Raw genomic sequence first — 15,318 nt, forward strand, 5'->3', positions numbered from 1 at the left:
CCAAGATGAAGGGCAGGGACGGCGCTTTCGCCTTCATCTTGGCAAAAATACCTGACTTCGCGCCGAAGGCGCGCGGGTCGCCTCGCGGAACGCGAGGTGAAACCCGGTTCAGGTGCCGGACGGCGGAGTGCGCATGAGGTTGGCCAGATGCGCCAGATCGGAGCCGAAGCCTTCTTCAACGTGGCGGGCGGCGCTGCGGCGGGCGTCTTCGGGCTTGTTCTGGTTCAGCTTGAACGTGCTGTCGACCTGCGCGACCTGCAGCCGGAAAGGCAGGATCATGCGCAGGAAGCGGGCGGTCGTTTCCTCCGACATCTTGTCCATGGTCCACGGCGTCTTGCCGGGGATGAACTCCTCGAAGGCGGCGGTCTGGCGGGCAAGCATGTCGGGCAGGTCCTCGGGCGGCAGCGGCCGCAGGGTGCCTGAAAGGTGCACTGCTACGTAGTTCCAGGTCGGCACCTGATCGTCGAGGCCGTACCAGTCCGGCGAGACGTAGCCATCCGGCCCGGTGACGGCCAGGGTCACTTCGCGCGGTTCGCGGCAGGCGCGGGCGATGGGGTTGGAGCGCGTCAGGTGCAGGTCGACCGTCCGGCCGTCCCCGGACAGCAGGAAGGGTACATGCGCGAGGTGCGGCGCCGCGCCGGTCGAGAGGCAGAGCGTGCCGAAGGCCCGGCTGCGCGCGAAGTCGAGGGCGACGGTCTCTTCGGTCTGACGGAAGGCGGGATTGGTGTGCATGGGGTCTTGGGATCCGGTCTGGGGCCGCGGCGTTCGTCGCATGTGGCGTGCGCCGGGTAAAGCGTGGATCGTGCCGGGCGTCGGGTCGGAGGCGGCGGCGTGGTGCCGAGGGCTCAGAGCGGCGTGGCGGTCAGCCGGGTGCCTTCGCTGCCGGTGATGCGCGCGGCGACAATCTGGCCGGTGAGTTGCGGCGTCGCGAAGGTGACCTCGGTGAACTGTTCCGTACGGCCCATGTCGGGCGCTTCCATCAACACCTGCGCCGTGCGCCCCTCCTGCGCTGCGAGATGGCGGATCACGGCGGCATCGCCCGCGGCCCGCAGGCGGGCGGCGCGGCCCTTGATCGTGGTGCCGTCCACCCGGTTGGGGATCTTCGCGGCCGGTGTGCCGGGCCGTGCCGAGTAGGGGAAGACGTGCAGCCACGTCAGGCCGCAGTCCTCCACCAGCCGCAGCGAGGCGTCGAAGTGTTCGTCCGTTTCGGTCGGAAAGCCCGCGATGATGTCGGCGCCGAAGGTCATGTCGGGGCGCAGGGCGCGCGCCTCCTCGCAGAAGCGGATGGCGTCGTCGCGCAGGTGGCGGCGCTTCATCCGTTTCAGGATCAGGTCATGGCCGTGCTGCAGTGACAGATGCAGGTGGGGCATCAGGCGCGGCTCGGTCGCGATGGCCTGCATAAGCGCGTCGTCCGCCTCGATCGAGTCGATGGAGGAGATCCGCAGGCGCGGGATGTCCGTCAGCTTCATCAGCCGCAGCACAAGGTCGCCGAGCCTTGGCTGCCCCGGCAGGTCCGCACCCCAGGACGTCAGGTCGACGCCGGTCAACACGACCTCGTTGTAGCCCTCGTCGCGCAGCCGCTTCACCTGGTCGACCACCACCCCTGCCGGAACGGAGCGCGAGTTGCCGCGGCCGTAGGGGATGATGCAGAAGGTGCAGCGGTGGTCGCAGCCGTTCTGCACCTGCACGTAGGCGCGCGAGCGGGTGCCGAAGCCGTCGATCAGGTGGCCGGCGGTTTCCTCGACCGACATGATGTCGTTGACCAGCACGCGGGGCGTGTCGCCGATGAAATCTGGGGTCAGGCGGCGCCACGTCTCGGGCGCCATCTTCTCGGTGTTGCCGATGACGTGGGTGACCTCGTCCATCGCGGCAAAGCTGTCGGGGTCGATCTGCGCGGCGCAGCCGGTGACGATCAGCGGCGCGTCGGGGTTGTCGCGGCGCAGGCGGCGGATCTCCTTGCGGGCCTTGGCCACGGCCTCGGAGGTGACGGCGCAGGTGTTGACGATCACCGCGTCGGTCAGGCCGGCGTCGGCGGCGAGGCGCTTCATCGCTTCCGTCTCGTAGGCGTTGAGGCGGCAGCCCAGCGTGGTGAATCGGGGCGCGTCGGTCATTGGCCCAGCCATTCGGCGGTCAGCGTGCCGGTGAAGACATGCGAGGTGGGGCCGGTCATCCAGACGCCGTCCTCGCGCCAGTCGACCTGCAGCGTGCCGCCGTCGAGGTCGATGCGCACGGTGCGCCCGGTCAGCCCCCGGCGGGCGGCGGCGACGGCGGTGGCGCAGGACGAGGAGCCGGAGGCCAGGGTCAGCCCCGCGCCGCGCTCCCAGACCCGCATCCGCAGGTGGTCCGGGCCGACAAGGCTCGCCACCTGCACGTTGGTGCGTTGCGGATAAAGCGGGTGATGCTCGATCGCCGGGCCGAAGGTCGTGAGGTCCACGGCTTCTGCATCCGCCACGAAGAAGGTGCAGTGCGGGTTGCCCATGGAGGTCGCCACCGGATCGCCGTCGATGGGCAGGTGCAGGGTGTCCACCTCCTCCGCCAGCGGAATGCGCTGCCAGTCGAGGACCGGCGCGCCCATGTTCACCGAGGTCAGCCCGTTCCCGGCATCCACCGCATGCAGCGCGCCGTGGTCGGTGGTCAGGACAAGGCGGTCCTTGCCGGTCTCGGTCATCAGGTGCCGGGCGATGCAGCGGGTGGCGTTGCCGCAGGCCGCCGAGGTCGAGCCGTCGGAGTTCAGGAAAACGAGGTGCGCGTCCGCGTTGCCGCCCGGCTTGATCAGGGCAAGCTGGTCGAAACCCACGCCCATGTGCCGGTCCGCCAGCCGCATGGCCAGTTCGGGTGTCACCTGAACGGCGCGCGCACGTGCGTCGATGACAACGAAATCGTTGCCGAGCCCGTGCATCTTCATGAAGGGCAAGCCTGTGTCGCGCGCGTTGTCCATGGCGCGCATATACGCCCGAAGACCGACGCGCGCCAGAGGGGGTGGCAAGGCCGGCGGTCACTCCGTCGCGACGAGGAAACGCCGTTCGGTGGTATCGGCGGAAGCTTGGTGGTTCCTGGCCGTTGGTGGGCCGGGCCGCGGTCGGGCAGAGGAGGGCAGCCGACACGTTCGGGATGCCTGCGAAGCCCGGGTGCCCATGGCGATTGTGGCTGGGTCTGTGTCCGCGATTCATCGGTCTGGTCGACGCGGGAGAGAGCGACCGGTGGAGCACCCCGACGAAGACGAGCGGCAGCACGACCGGACGGTCATGTCGCCAGCGGCTGATTCCCTGTGACAGCGGCGCTATAGACGTTCCGGACCTGTGCTTTTTCGTTTATACACAAGCCATTCGACGATACTGACCTTGGGCAGAGAAAAAGCCGGATATCGGGGTTGACGGGATTCGCAGTTGTGACTAGACAGCGCTCCACACAGTGGGCCGTTAGCTCAGTTGGTAGAGCAACTGACTTTTAATCAGTGGGTCGCAGGTTCGAATCCTGCACGGCTCACCACTGAACATCAGTTTTCCTTTCCTTTGAGGGACTTGGTGTCGATATTGGCGAACCAATCAGGAAGGTTCGCCAGATTTTGTTCTCCATTCGGACGTGCGAGCAGCTTCTCGAAAGCTGAATCAGCCAATCCTTCGCGTTCTGCCGCAGCCGTGTAGTGCTGCACAAGCGCCAGCGTCTTGTGGCCCGTCACCGAGGCGATCTGGTTCGTGGTCGCTCCGGCCTCTGCGAGTCGCCGCGCACAGGCCTTCCGCAGGCCGTGAGAGGAGCAGGCGGGCAAATCCGCCTCCCGGGTCCAGCGCTGCATGAGATTGCCCAGGCCGGCCGCTGTGCGCGCCGTACCGCGCCTCGTGGAGATGTAGGGGCGGTCGGTCGGCAGCTTGGACAGGACCGCCGCCAGGTCCGGATGCACGGGAATCGAGATCAGGCGCCCGTTGGTCTTCTTCGTCTTCTGGCGACGGTACTGAAACCGCCCATCCTTGATGTTCCAGGGGCCAAGCTGCACCGCATCCACGCGGGCCGCCCCTGTGTAGGCCATCAACGTCATCACCCTGTGCGCCTCAGTGCCCTCAGGATGCGCCTGGATGAATTTCGCGATCTCCGCCTCGGTCCAGGTGTGGAAGCCCTCCGTGGCGACCTTGTAGGGCTTCGTGGCGCGCGCCGGGTTGTCGGCCCGCCATTCCAGCGTGATTGCGTAGTCCAGAAGCTGGATAAGCCTCTTGCGCAGGTTGTTGGCCGCTGCAGGCGTGTCCGCCTTGGCAGCCAGAAGGTCCTGCACATGGCGGACTTGCATCAGGTGCACGGGCTTGTCGCCGTGCTGCTGGCGAAAGCTCTCGACCACACCGCGGTAAACGCGCTGCGTCGATGCCTCGAGCGCCAGGAAGTCCTGCGACCGGTACCATTTCGAGACGAGCAGACCGACACTCCCGGGTTTCGCGCGGCCGGCGCCAACGCCTCCGCGCGTCCGATGCCCCTCCAGCGCGGCCTCGTATCGCCGGATGAAATCCTCGGAGCCGTAGTCCGATCCAAGCTCGGCCGAGAAGCCGCCCTTGCGAAAGCGCCAGCGGCGCTTGCCGTGCCGGTCGAAATAGGAGGTCGCGCCGGGATACTGGCGGCTGCGTTTCAGGCCTGATCCCACGGGTTCTCCTCCTCCTGTGCCTTCGGCGTGGCCGTGTAGATAACGACGGTGCCATCACGGCTGATCTCTGAACGCTCGATGGGGATCCCGGCATCCCGATACGCCTTCAGGTATCGGGTCAGCTCGGATTGCGTGATGCGTGCCTTCTCTGCCGCCATCTTCGCCTCCTCAGGCTCTCTGGTCAGCCTGGGGCCGCCCCGGCATCAGCAGTGCCTCGATCTGCTCCGGAGACAGGAGCATCAGGTTGCCGAGCTGGTAGTAGTTGCCGGTCTCGCGCGCCCTCGTGCGAATGAGGCGCGGCGACACCCGCACACCGTGCTCGAGCAACTGCTTCGCCCAGTTCTCCGGGGTTTTCCCTTCCATCAAGAGTTCCGACATCGGTGCCTCCGGTTTCATACGCTGTCGGGCTGATGCTACCAGCCAAATGCACGGCTTCACAGGCTTTCTTTTTTCGGGCACAATTGCCGGAACGATTGTTCCTATCCTGCGAGGCCGTGACAATGGCGTTCAAATTCAAACCGGTCGACCCGGACGAGTATGCCCGTGGTTTCGAGGAAGAGGAGGAGGCCCGAATCCAGGAGGAGGCCCTGGCGGCCGCGCTGGCGGTGGAGCCCCACGCCAACCTCGAACGCTTCAGGAAGAAGCGCGGCTTCACCAAGACCGAGATGGCGGAGATGATGGATATCACGCCACGGAGCTACTACGCCTATGAAAGCGGGAAGCGATCGATCCCGACCGAGGCGCTCGTCCGCCTGAACATGTACACCGGGGTTGATCTGAACGAGATCCTGACCGGCCGCCCGTCAAGCGAGGGGTACGAGCGGGTCGTGTCCACGACGATCTGGATGCTTCGCGTTCTCCTGACCGACTACAAGGGGATACCCCTTTCGAGGCAGGAGAAGATCATCAATGAAACGATCGGCTATGCGCAGGAGCGCGGGCTCACGATCGACAAGCGCCTGGTCGATGAGGTGGTCGCGAGCGAGATGGTGTACAAGTTCCATCCGGAGAACATCCCGGCGCCGCCGGACGCTGAGGCATATGGGGAAGATCAGTACGAGCAGTATGAGCGTGACGAGGCGGCTTGGCAGAGGCGCGTCGATGAGGGATTGGAGGGGCGCAGGTGGCCGCGGTGAGCTACGGGCGCCGCGCTTCTGAAGCAGCATGGCCGATGAGGTGGACTTGCACGGCTTCCAACGCGCATTGTTCTTGGTTTGGCCTACGCTCACTGTCAGCCGTATGCGGTCACTCAAGCGAGCCGCAGCATGACGGCACGTACTGCTCGAAGGGCGGAGAGCGGCCGTTCGCTGCGCACCGCATGAACGGCCGAGAAGCGCATCTAGCTGGCACTTCGTTGTGGCGGCATGAACGCAACCGTCGCGCTTTTCGAACGAGGTATCTATTCATAAGCAGCTGCGCACTACTTTGTGCACAGTCAAACCTGCGATTAGGTGCGCGTGGAGCTTGGCGGAGTTGGAGCCTTGATCCGCCGCATTGGTTAGGTTGATACTGGGCTACTGCAGCAGTGAGCGCGTTATTCATGGAAGAACCGGATCTTATAGTCGATTACGACGCCAAAGCACCGCCACCTTTAGACCCGCATATTGCCAACGTCTGGCTTCGTGCCACGTCAAACCGTTTCATGGATGGATACGAATTGGAGGTTTCAGCGTCTTTTGGAGAGGAAATGATTCCACTCGAAGGCGACGATTTTTCCCTCTCGGTTTCGTTTTCCATCAAGAAGGCTTCCATCAACCTGCAATTCATCAACTGCCAGCCTGACTCGATTTTCGAAAGATCGAGCGACACGTATGCCAGAGAGGAAGTCGACCGAACCCGGCGAGGGTTTGGTATCGGTGCGGAAGTAGAAGCGACCGCATCGACAAGTTTGCCTATTCCAGAAGTCCAGGGCGCGGCCAAGTTTGAGGCAAACTATGGCGGCGAGTCTTCTACTACCGAAACTCGAAGGCGAACGCGTCGATGGAAGCAAATGGGACCACAGACCATTGTGGTGGAGGATGCGGGGCGCATTTTAGAAGGACAGCTAGTCGATAGAGAGAAAGGATGGTTCGTTAAGCCAAACCCGTCCTGTGATGCTTCAGCGGTGGTCGCGACACTCACGACCCGCGCCGAATGGATCCAATTCGGTCGGGTCGACGATGTCGAACCACGCGGCGGAATTGGAAAGCGAGCCGCCCGGTTCCTGAAAGGTAAGAGGTCACGCGACAAGGACCTGTTCAGCCTTTTGCTCCGGACCCTCGCAGCACGGGGGCTGCAGAACGCTTTGAGCCGGGATGCGGCGCTTGCGGTCTATCCCCACGTATTGCGCAAACCCGTTGCGCTCGATGGGCTAAGTGGTGCTCGCCCTATGGCGGTTCCCGCAGGGACACCCCTTCGCTCAATCGGCGTAGATTCAGCAGTAATCGACAATTTCCTTGATACAGACAGCCAGGGGCGCGTCGCTGTGTTGAAGCAGCTGGGCGCGCCCTCAGAAGAGCTACAGAGGATCCTTAGCGAGAACGGTGGTCAAAGTCCGCGCTCCGAACGCCTCTTCATCGCTGGCACCGCCCCGCCATCAGCTCTTGCATCGCTGGAATTCACTATGTCCCGTGAAGCTGTTCCCACGTCGCATTGGGACGCGGAGAACAAAAATCGAAGCCGCACCGACTTGGTTGCACTGGGGCTGATCGAGGTCCGCGACGGTAAAGTTCACTCGCTTGTACCTGACAATGCATCTGCTGAAGACACACTTCGGCACGCAGCCATGAAAGCTCCTACCTTGCAATCCACACGGGAAATTCTACTCGAAGACCCGCACAGGACAGGTGTCGAAATCGGCGAGGAGATCGGCATGCGTTTCAGGCGTAACTACAACAGCGAGGCTTCGAAGCTTCGGGTGGGTAACGCCTTGCGTAGGTGGGCAATATGGCTTGAGCCTCACCTTGTTGATCCGACAAACGCCAAAGGCGCAGCCCGCTTGCGTATTTCCGCGAAGTCCGAACGACCGGGTGTCGGCGCTCCAAGCTTCGCGACGCCTGAGAATATCCGGAAAGCACAGGCAGCGCTGGATCAAGGGACCCGTGCCGAAGACGTCGCAAAGATGATCGGCGTTTCACGCGCAACGATCTACGGATGGTCCAAGCAAGGGCTCGTCTCAATCCCTAAAGCCAGATGACGGCTGGACGAGCGGCGGCTCTGCGCAGGTAGTGCTGTCGAGGGAGGCTGGGCGGAGAGTCGACCTTCGCTGCGTCCTGGACGAACGGCAGCGAAGCGCAGAAAATTGCCGCTCTCTATAGGCGGGCATCCAAGAAGACAGCGGCAGTCTATGAGACGCCCAAGGCAAGTACGGAAAGCTCGCGATCTATGAGAGAGCCACGCTTCAGCACGATGCATTTAGCTGGCGAGGTCCGCTAAAAAGCTTTCAAGAGCTTTAGCCGGATCAGGATCATCACCAACTATAGTGGTTACACCCCACTTGGCTAATACCGCCTCCTCAACTTCGTTTGGCCTCGGGAGAAAAATATAAATCTCCGGCTTATGACTCCTGTGGGGCGATGCCTCCCACGTTTCCCAAAGCTTGTGAAGGAGAATTCTGATGTTTATATCTGAAAGGCTGTACCCAATAAACAGAACAGGCCTAGCCAAGACGTCTGAACGCAACCTTATATCTAGCGGAGAATCAAAGGATAGCCGCTTGAAGTAATCGGTCTCAGTCAGGACGATAGAGTCATCATCATCGAAGTCGCCATGCAGCTTGATGACCTGGGTTTCATCATCCTCAACCTTTATGAAATCTTTCACATTCACAATCCTACGCGCCTTTTTATCATTAAGGTGCAGGGCTCTCTCAATATTTCTATCGTAATTGGTAGTGTATATCACGGGAAAGTTGAGTTCCGAGATGTGCTTATGCACTCCAGAAGCTTCTATAATTGCGTCAGAGAAGCTCCAGCTTCTATCCATCCAGCTTCTCAGGGGCCCGATGCTACCTGTTTGAATTTTGTAATATTCTGCAAGAGTTAAGTAGCTGTCGCTTAGAGCGCGGAACACGTCCTTTTCAAATCCAAGGTCTTCACCGATGTGTTCAATTAGCTGACCCCACGATGGAGCCCCTAACACAGCGGAGACACCTGCACCCGCAAACAGAATGGCTTGCCTATTCTTAATCGCAATTTTCAACGCACTGGTCATCTGGGCTTTGCCTCTAGAAAGTTTGCAAATTTTTGCAGCGCAAGTCGACGCATTGATATATCATTTTTACGATCTCCCATCTCGGCGAATGTCTCAGTCTCCCCATTTGGAATAAATATGCAATCCCACTGGAAATCTCTGTTCCCACGCGGAGTATCCGAGATCTTCCCAAGAATTTCACCTTCGAATTGGTGAACCTTGCGGCCATCGCAATATGCGATTCGAGTTGTGGCTCTTACCTCGGGGTTCTCTGTTTTTCCAAATATATCGGCAACACTTTCAGCTTTCAATGTGTCCCAAAAGACCTGTGTGAGGCCGCCAGGGAAGCCATTAAGCGACTCAATGTGCAGGCTGGTATGCTCAACGAAGATCGGCCTATGAACCCGTTGAAATGCCTTGATACACTTATCGTGGACCAGCTCGGGAACATCAATTGTTTGGATTTCGTTGATCTTGTAATCCACTGGAACGACCTTAACATTGATCGCATCCATGATCTTCTTGACCTCTTCGATCTTGAAGGGGTTCCCGGACAGAAATCGTAGGGCCTGCATTGAACTCCTCAAGCTCAGTCGTTAACCATGCCAAGCTATAATTGGTAGGGCGACATGACAACTCGAAATTCAGAGTCTCGGATCGGTGGCGTGCCACCGGTCTACTTTGACTTGCACTGCCACCTGCGCGGCACCATGAAACCTGATCAAGCGGCAGCTCTTGCGGAGAAGCATGGCGTGCCACTTCCTCTTCGACTGGAACACGAACACTACCTGTTCTCAGATTTCGAAGACTTCTTGTCTGTCTATGATCAGGTGGGTCACGTCGTTAGGTCCGCAGAGGACTTGAAAGTCATTGCACTCGCTTATCTTGAAGCGGTCGCAAGAAACGGTACCATCTATGTTGAGCTCATGCTCTCACCGGGCCATTCAATCGCAAATGGCATACCATTTGAATCCCAAATTTCAGCTATATCGGATGCTATCGAGGAGGCGGAAGAGAAGTTCGGGATCTTTAGCTGCATTATCGTAACCTGCGTCCGGCATCGCGGGCCGGACGAAGCTGTTACTGTGGCCGAAATGGCTGTATCCAACGGCAGCGGTCATATACGCGGCTTCGGGCTTACAGGAAACGAAAGAAAATTTGACGCAAAGGATTTTAAAGGGGCGTTTTTGATTGCAGAATACTCTGGACTTGGTTTGACTGCACACACAGGAGAGTGGCTTAATGCAGAATCTGTTCTTCGTACAGTCAATGCTCTAAACTTGAGTCGAGTTGGGCATGGGATATCTGTGGCTCATAATTCCGAGGTTATGTCCGAGCTTGCGGATCGCTTAATTGGTTTTGAAGTTTGCATGTCAAGCAATGTTTTTCTTGGTTCTGCTCAAAGCTACGACACACACCCAGTGAGAAAGATGATCGACGCTGGTTGCAGGGTAACATTTTCTACTGACGATCCGGCTTATTTCAGAACTTCACCTGCACATGAAATGGAAGTAGCGAAAAAGCACGTACGATTGTCAGTGAGTGAGCAGTGGCTGATCATTAACGATTCTATCGACTTAGCGTTTTGTGATGAAACTAGAAAGTCGAAACTTCGCCTTCATTGCGACAGATTTTCGAAAGATTTAGGGGCGGCCGTTCCGTGATAAATGTTCCGTCCTGTTTCGAGCCGATAGCGCAACCTGTAAATCTCTGAAACTGGATAATCGGCAAGTTTGGGCCGTCCACGCCCCGCGGCAGGCTCACCTAGGCGCGGAGCCTGCCGCGGGGCGGCATGTCGGCAATGAGCCCAAATTGCGTGATGCTGCGCAATCAATGGATGTCGGGTTCAGTGATTGCGCCGTGGTTGCAAAACGGTGTGCTCTATGGTCGGGCAAGAGCGGTCTCCCACGGGCAGGCCTCATGTCTCGTTCTGCGGCAGTTCGTCAGCGATCTCGTAATAGTCGCCCTTCTCCGAAACGAAGATATGCATCGAAAGAGACGTATCGGTCGGTCCGTCGAATACCCCCATCGCGATGGCCGTCCAGTCGTGGTGGATCGGGGCCCAGAACAGTGTCGAGCCGCATATGCCGCAGAACCCGCGCCGAACTTTCTCTGAGGATTGATACCAGCGTACCGCATCCTCACCTTCCACGCGCAAGGCGGCTCGGGGGACGTCGAGGGAAGCGCCGTAGTGGCCTCCGTGTTTCCGGCAGGCGACGCAGTGGCAGGCGTTCGGTCGGGGAAGATCGCCTTGGACCGCGATCTTCACGGCTCCGCAGAGGCACGAACCTCTATGCACCGGTCCGTTCCATGGCCACCGCCTTGGACCGCGTCCGCCGTCTTGGCCCAAGCGCGCGGATCAGCGCCTTGGCTTCTGCGGGGGGCTCCTGCTCGCGCCGACGGTAATCCGAGCCATCGGGCCGACGGGTGAGCAGACCGCATGAGATCATGGTCCGGCGCAGGGTAGCCGGGTCCTGAAAAAGATGCTCCGCGCACAGCATTGCGCTCACCTCGCGCTCGTGGAGCGACCGCTCTGACGGGAGGGTAGCCCAGAGCGCCCAAAGCGCTAGCGTTTGGACGCTCCGCTTGGACGGCCACTGCCGGAGGCGGCCGGCAGCGTCGAACTGGTGCAATGCCCGCTCCACCGTTCTTGGATCGGTGAGCCGCTCGTCGGCGATCCGGTCGAGCCGCTGCGCAGCCGCCTGCGCGGCCCGCATGTGCTGGACGTTCTCGTACCCAGCCGCGCGGGCCAGCATGTTCATCAGTGTCAGGTGCGATGGGCTTGCCTTGCCGAGCTGCTGGGAGAGCCTGCGCGCGAAGGGTGTCAGGTCATCCGCTCGGAGCGGAAGAGGTGTCTTGGGCATGTTACATCCAGGTCGGGCGCCGTCCACGGTCGTCGGTCGCTGGCTTGACGACGCAGCGCCTCATGGGTGCAGTGCCGTTCGATGGTGATGGCAGGTTTAGCTCTCCAAAAGGAGCAGCGACGCCTCGGTGTCTGCCGACCGTAAAATAACGATAGCAGACAGCGCCGCGCGGGCCAACTCCTTCGAAGGACCGCAACGTAACCCAAGTGTATCTGATTGATACGGACATTCATGCCCCATGAAGCGAAAGCCCGTTTAGTCCGCACTGCCGACCTTGGCTTGCCGGATCTTGCTGCGCGGTGCCACTGATGGCCGGTTTGGGGAAGCCGCGCCGCAGCGTTGGTGGCCCAGGCGAACGGCAGGTTTGGGCCGGAATTCCCGGCCAAACCTGGCAGCTCTCTTCCAGGTGCCAGGTCCGTTACCTGCGCAACTTGGCCATCCATGCGATGCTCAGCGAAGGTCGGCGGTCCACCCTTCACTGCCTCAAACCAATATCGGTGCGTTACCCCAAGCCAAACAGCGACTGCAAACCTGCTGGAAGGGGTTCGGTCAAATCCAGTTGGACGGTGATTGGGGCTTCGCCTTCCCAGCCTGCGAACATTACCGGGCCGGCATAGCGAAACGGAGCGGCGCGGCCATCACGGAGTTTGGAGTTTCGGACGAAGAGGTGGATCGTCCAGCCGGGCTCGTCCCCTGAGATGATGCGTCCTCGTGAGCTTTCACGACGGGTGCTTGTCTGGGTTTGCCAGATGAAGCGCGTCGGAGTGGCAAAAGCATCGGCATAGTGGTCTCCGACAGACATGCTGCGTTTGTCCATGGTGACCAGCAGGACCATGACCTTGGCCTTTGGGATGACAACGATTCCGGAGTTCCAGGAGCCCGTATTGAACCTCTCTCCAAACAGTGGAGGGATGCGATCGCGGGGATATTCGTCCCAGATCTTTGGCGGTGCTGGCGTGACGATGTATGGTTTTTGGCGCTCGGCAACCTTCGCGACGGGACTGGCTTCGTCCTGACTGTAAGTCGTGGCGCGGTTCTGCAGGTGGCGTAGGAGGCGCCAGTCGACGATCTCGGATGCGAGTTCCGCCAGTGCTGGATCAGGCGCGTTGCCAAAGGTCGTCTCAAACGTGCCGGGACCGAGCTGGAACCACCCCTTCTCGGACAAGTACTTCAGCGGGTTCTGTGTCAGTAGGGCCCGCAGTGCGGCGGGATCTTTGGGATCGACGCTGAGGTCTGCCTTGATCTCCGGATTGCGACGCGCGAGGCGCGCGACACGGTCGGCCAGTTCGGAAATGGCGATGCGTCCCGGAAAGGCTCCGGCCTCGATCATGCCGCGCAGGACCAACATCTTGTAGCTGCGGGTCATGCGGGTGGTTTCGATCTCATCGAGCAACCCTTTTTTCGCGATCCACGCCGCGTGGCCGGCGGCGGAAAGATCGCCCATGTCGTTGACGAAGCCGAGCCATCCTTCGTGGCCGGTGCGGCCTGGGTTGAAGCCGGCGTGTTGAACCTCGGACGCGGTGGGGCGGACGCCGTGGCGATCGCGGAAGTCGCGATAGAAGGCGGTCAGCTCTTCGCCATCACGGGGTTGGCGTATCAAAGATTTCAGGATGTCGAGTGCTTCGAGGTCGTAGGTGACTTCGCAGCCTGCCGGAAAGGAAATTTCATGCCGGGCGAAGCGCTCCAGGGCGATCCGCAGCGCGCCTTCGCCCGCGCCGATGCGCAGTAGGGTACGGGCTTTGGTCAGGAAGATCCTGTGGTTGCCGATGTAATCAATCACAGCAAGGTGGGATTTCTCGGCGGCCCGTCGCAACCCGCGGCCAAGTTGCTGCAGCCAGATCACTGGGCTTTCGGTGGGGCGCAGCATCAAGACCGTGTCAATGGATGGCACATCCACGCCTTCATTGAACATGTCGACTGCGTAGACGATGTCTAGGTCGCCCTCTTCAAGGGCCTTCAAGGCGCTGGCGCGTGGGGCAGAGGTTTCGCCGGAATGCACGGCCACGGCGCGTAGTCCGCGGGCTCTTGAAAACTCGGCCATGAAGTCGGCATGACGACGCGAGACGCAGAAGCCGATGGCCTTCTTGCCGCCCCGCTGAGCGAGCTGGTCGAGCGCGTTTTCAGCACGGGCTTGCGTGGCGACAGCCTCAGTCAGTGCCGCCTCATCGAACCGTCCGCTGCGCCAAGGGATTTGCGCGTATTCGACAGGGTCAGGGACGCCGAAATACTTGAACGGCGACAACAATTCTCTGTCGATGCCCGACCAGAGGTCGCATTCGTAGACGAGGTTTTCTTCGCAGAGGCCAAGAAGGTCACCACCATCGGAGCGGTCAGGCGTTGCCGTCAGGCCCAGCAGGAAGTCAGGTGTGAAATGGTCGATAATCCGCCGATAGGTCGCAGCGGCCGCGTGGTGGAATTCGTCGACGACGATGTAGTCGAAGGCATCCGTCGAGAAGCGGTTCAGATGTTCGGCGCGGGAGAGCGTCTGGATCGAGGCGAAGAGCACGTCGGCGTCGAAGTCCTTCTCACCTCCGCCGAACCGGCCAAGCCGGGCCTTGGGGCGGACTGCACGAAACGCCTCCATGGCTTGCGTCAGGATCTCTTCACGATGCGCGACGAATAGAACGCGCGCGGCAGACTGGCTGTCAAAGGCGGCGAGGAAAGTCTTGCCGAGGCCGGTTGCCAACACGACCAGACCAGCGCGGTATCCTTTGGCGCGCGTCGCGGCGAGGGCAGCGAGAGCCTCCAGTTGGATGGCGTGCGGTTTGGGTGCGTCTTCGGGCGGCTCCTCCGCAACGCCGGAAGTCATCGGCGTCGGGGCGATCCGTCGCGTTTCGTAGCTGTCGATCCACTCGGGCGAAAGGCACGTCACGTCGGGCCGGGCAAGAAGATCTTCGAATGCGGCGCGGGCAGTGGTCAGCGGCAGGGCGTCCGACTTGTCGAAGTGGCGGAGGTTCCATTCGACGCCATCGGTCAGAGCCGAGCGTGACAAATTCGACGAGCCGACGATCAGCGCTCCAGAGCCGTCGGCAAAGGAGAACATCCAGGCCTTGGGGTGGAACGGGATGCGCGCCGCGCGGAAGATGTAGAGATGCCGGTCGTGGTCGAGATCCTGCATGAGGCGCAGCGCGGTCGGCTCTGTGACATCCAGGTAATCGCCGGTGAGTAGCCGCAACCGCCCGCCGCGTTCGAGCAGGTCACGCAGGTGGGGAAGGACGAGTCGCGCGCCGGAGGTCATCAGGAAGGACACGGCGAGATCGACGCTCTGCGCCTGGTCGATCAGGGGGCGGAGGTGGGCATGGAGCGCGTCGTCTCCGCCAGAAATAAGCGGTCGGTCGTGCGGGGCGCCGGGGATCGGACCTGTCGAGGATGCCGGGGCTTCGAGGCGGAAATGAAAATGCGGCCCAGACTCGATAAGGGCGACCGAGGCGGTAATACCGTCGGTCTCGAGCTGGGTCTGAGCCGGGGTGATCCGCGCCATCAGGGCCGATTGCTCGGCCCCGTCGAGGTCGCGCCACCGTCTCGCGTGTCGCCGCGGAGCGAGGATCAGGCCTGCCCCGTGGCGGATCAGAATGACCTGAGCGTCGCATTCGACCACCTTGTCCATGGCCGGGCTACAGCATGGGCAGGGGGCGTTGTCTGCGGAAGGCAATTCAGCGG

Annotated in this window: 14 protein-coding genes and 1 tRNA gene; 4 read left to right on the top strand and 11 right to left on the bottom strand. The window is 61.0% G+C overall.

Annotated elements, in window-relative coordinates; genetic code table 11:
• Positions 1-108 precede the first annotated feature (108 nt).
• From QNI11_RS01120 to dapF, 3 genes are all read right to left on the bottom strand, one after another.
• The gene (locus QNI11_RS01120; RefSeq protein WP_283982016.1) at positions 109-732 is read right to left on the bottom strand and encodes an FMN-binding negative transcriptional regulator; all 624 of its coding nucleotides are present in this window, start codon (positions 730-732) and stop codon (positions 109-111) included.
• Positions 733-845: 113 nt separating this feature from the next.
• Positions 846-2,111, bottom strand: coding sequence for a tRNA (N(6)-L-threonylcarbamoyladenosine(37)-C(2))-methylthiotransferase MtaB (gene mtaB / locus QNI11_RS01125; RefSeq protein WP_283982017.1), 1,266 nt, complete (start codon positions 2,109-2,111; stop codon positions 846-848).
• Complete coding sequence (dapF, locus tag QNI11_RS01130; protein ID WP_283983472.1) at positions 2,108-2,947, bottom strand: diaminopimelate epimerase; 840 nt, start codon at positions 2,945-2,947, stop codon at positions 2,108-2,110. Before dapF ends, mtaB begins: the two co-directional genes overlap by 4 nt.
• Before the next feature lie 466 nt (positions 2,948-3,413).
• On the opposite strand from dapF, the gene QNI11_RS01135 reads away from it, so the two are divergent.
• A tRNA-Lys gene (locus tag QNI11_RS01135) sits at positions 3,414-3,489 on the top strand.
• Between the two features lie 7 nt (positions 3,490-3,496).
• On the opposite strand, the gene QNI11_RS01140 is transcribed toward QNI11_RS01135, so the two are convergent.
• Genes QNI11_RS01140 through QNI11_RS01150 form a run of 3 tightly spaced genes read right to left on the bottom strand, consistent with a single transcriptional unit; the run spans position 3,497 to position 5,002 of the window.
• Positions 3,497-4,624, bottom strand: coding sequence for a tyrosine-type recombinase/integrase (locus QNI11_RS01140; protein ID WP_283982018.1), 1,128 nt, complete (start codon positions 4,622-4,624; stop codon positions 3,497-3,499).
• Positions 4,609-4,782, bottom strand: a complete 174-nt coding sequence (locus QNI11_RS01145; RefSeq protein WP_283982019.1) for a hypothetical protein — start codon at positions 4,780-4,782, stop codon at positions 4,609-4,611. Before QNI11_RS01145 ends, QNI11_RS01140 begins: the two co-directional genes overlap by 16 nt.
• Before the next feature lie 10 nt (positions 4,783-4,792).
• Positions 4,793-5,002: a hypothetical protein gene (locus tag QNI11_RS01150; protein WP_088652986.1), complete on the bottom strand. Its 210-nt coding sequence runs from the start codon at positions 5,000-5,002 to the stop codon at positions 4,793-4,795.
• A gap of 122 nt (positions 5,003-5,124) precedes the next feature.
• On the opposite strand from QNI11_RS01150, the gene QNI11_RS01155 reads away from it, so the two are divergent.
• Entirely contained in the window at positions 5,125-5,760 is a 636-nt protein-coding gene (locus QNI11_RS01155) for a helix-turn-helix domain-containing protein (RefSeq protein ID WP_283982020.1), read from the top strand.
• 404 nt (positions 5,761-6,164) lie between these two features.
• A complete protein-coding gene (locus QNI11_RS01160) occupies positions 6,165-7,799 on the top strand; it encodes a hypothetical protein (RefSeq protein ID WP_283982021.1) in 1,635 nt (544 codons plus the stop codon).
• A gap of 218 nt (positions 7,800-8,017) precedes the next feature.
• Here QNI11_RS01160 and QNI11_RS01165 read toward each other — a convergent pair whose 3' ends face one another.
• Positions 8,018-8,815 carry an SIR2 family protein gene (locus QNI11_RS01165; protein WP_283982022.1) on the bottom strand — a complete coding sequence of 266 codons (798 nt, stop codon included), beginning with the start codon at positions 8,813-8,815 and terminating at the stop codon, positions 8,018-8,020.
• A complete protein-coding gene (locus QNI11_RS01170) occupies positions 8,812-9,369 on the bottom strand; it encodes a non-canonical purine NTP pyrophosphatase (RefSeq protein ID WP_283982023.1) in 558 nt (185 codons plus the stop codon). Before QNI11_RS01170 ends, QNI11_RS01165 begins: the two co-directional genes overlap by 4 nt.
• 90 nt (positions 9,370-9,459) lie before the next feature.
• Between QNI11_RS01170 and add the strand changes: the two genes are divergently transcribed.
• Positions 9,460-10,458: an adenosine deaminase gene (gene add / locus QNI11_RS01175; RefSeq protein WP_283982024.1), complete on the top strand. Its 999-nt coding sequence runs from the start codon at positions 9,460-9,462 to the stop codon at positions 10,456-10,458.
• A 254-nt stretch (positions 10,459-10,712) separates the two neighbouring features.
• Here the strand turns inward: add and QNI11_RS01180 are convergent, their stop codons facing one another.
• The 3 genes from QNI11_RS01180 to QNI11_RS01190 form a co-directional block, all read right to left on the bottom strand.
• Complete coding sequence (locus QNI11_RS01180; RefSeq protein WP_283982025.1) at positions 10,713-11,063, bottom strand: GFA family protein; 351 nt, start codon at positions 11,061-11,063, stop codon at positions 10,713-10,715.
• 22 nt (positions 11,064-11,085) lie between these two features.
• Positions 11,086-11,658: a DUF2087 domain-containing protein gene (locus QNI11_RS01185; RefSeq protein ID WP_283982026.1), complete on the bottom strand. Its 573-nt coding sequence runs from the start codon at positions 11,656-11,658 to the stop codon at positions 11,086-11,088.
• 502 nt (positions 11,659-12,160) lie between these two features.
• Positions 12,161-15,265 carry a DUF3427 domain-containing protein gene (locus QNI11_RS01190; protein ID WP_283982027.1) on the bottom strand — a complete coding sequence of 1,035 codons (3,105 nt, stop codon included), beginning with the start codon at positions 15,263-15,265 and terminating at the stop codon, positions 12,161-12,163.
• Positions 15,266-15,318: the final 53 nt, after the last annotated feature.

It is taken from the genome of Sagittula sp. MA-2 (assembly GCF_030126985.1).
Lineage (GTDB): Bacteria > Pseudomonadota > Alphaproteobacteria > Rhodobacterales > Rhodobacteraceae > Sagittula.

Bases quoted from the DNA above. Each gene is read 5' to 3' on its own strand.
- QNI11_RS01120 (WP_283982016.1), bottom strand. From the start codon at position 732: ATGCACACCAATCCCGCCTTCCGTCAGACCGAAGAGACCGTCGCCCTC.
- mtaB (WP_283982017.1), bottom strand. From the start codon at position 2,111: ATGACCGACGCGCCCCGATTCACCACGCTGGGCTGCCGCCTCAACGCC.
- dapF (WP_283983472.1), bottom strand. From the start codon at position 2,947: ATGCGCGCCATGGACAACGCGCGCGACACAGGCTTGCCCTTCATGAAG.
- QNI11_RS01145 (WP_283982019.1), bottom strand. From the start codon at position 4,782: ATGGCGGCAGAGAAGGCACGCATCACGCAATCCGAGCTGACCCGATAC.
- QNI11_RS01150 (WP_088652986.1), bottom strand. From the start codon at position 5,002: ATGTCGGAACTCTTGATGGAAGGGAAAACCCCGGAGAACTGGGCGAAG.
- QNI11_RS01155 (WP_283982020.1), top strand. From the start codon at position 5,125: ATGGCGTTCAAATTCAAACCGGTCGACCCGGACGAGTATGCCCGTGGT.
- QNI11_RS01160 (WP_283982021.1), top strand. From the start codon at position 6,165: ATGGAAGAACCGGATCTTATAGTCGATTACGACGCCAAAGCACCGCCA.
- QNI11_RS01165 (WP_283982022.1), bottom strand. From the start codon at position 8,815: ATGACCAGTGCGTTGAAAATTGCGATTAAGAATAGGCAAGCCATTCTG.
- QNI11_RS01170 (WP_283982023.1), bottom strand. From the start codon at position 9,369: ATGCAGGCCCTACGATTTCTGTCCGGGAACCCCTTCAAGATCGAAGAG.
- QNI11_RS01185 (WP_283982026.1), bottom strand. From the start codon at position 11,658: ATGCCCAAGACACCTCTTCCGCTCCGAGCGGATGACCTGACACCCTTC.
- QNI11_RS01190 (WP_283982027.1), bottom strand. From the start codon at position 15,265: ATGGACAAGGTGGTCGAATGCGACGCTCAGGTCATTCTGATCCGCCAC.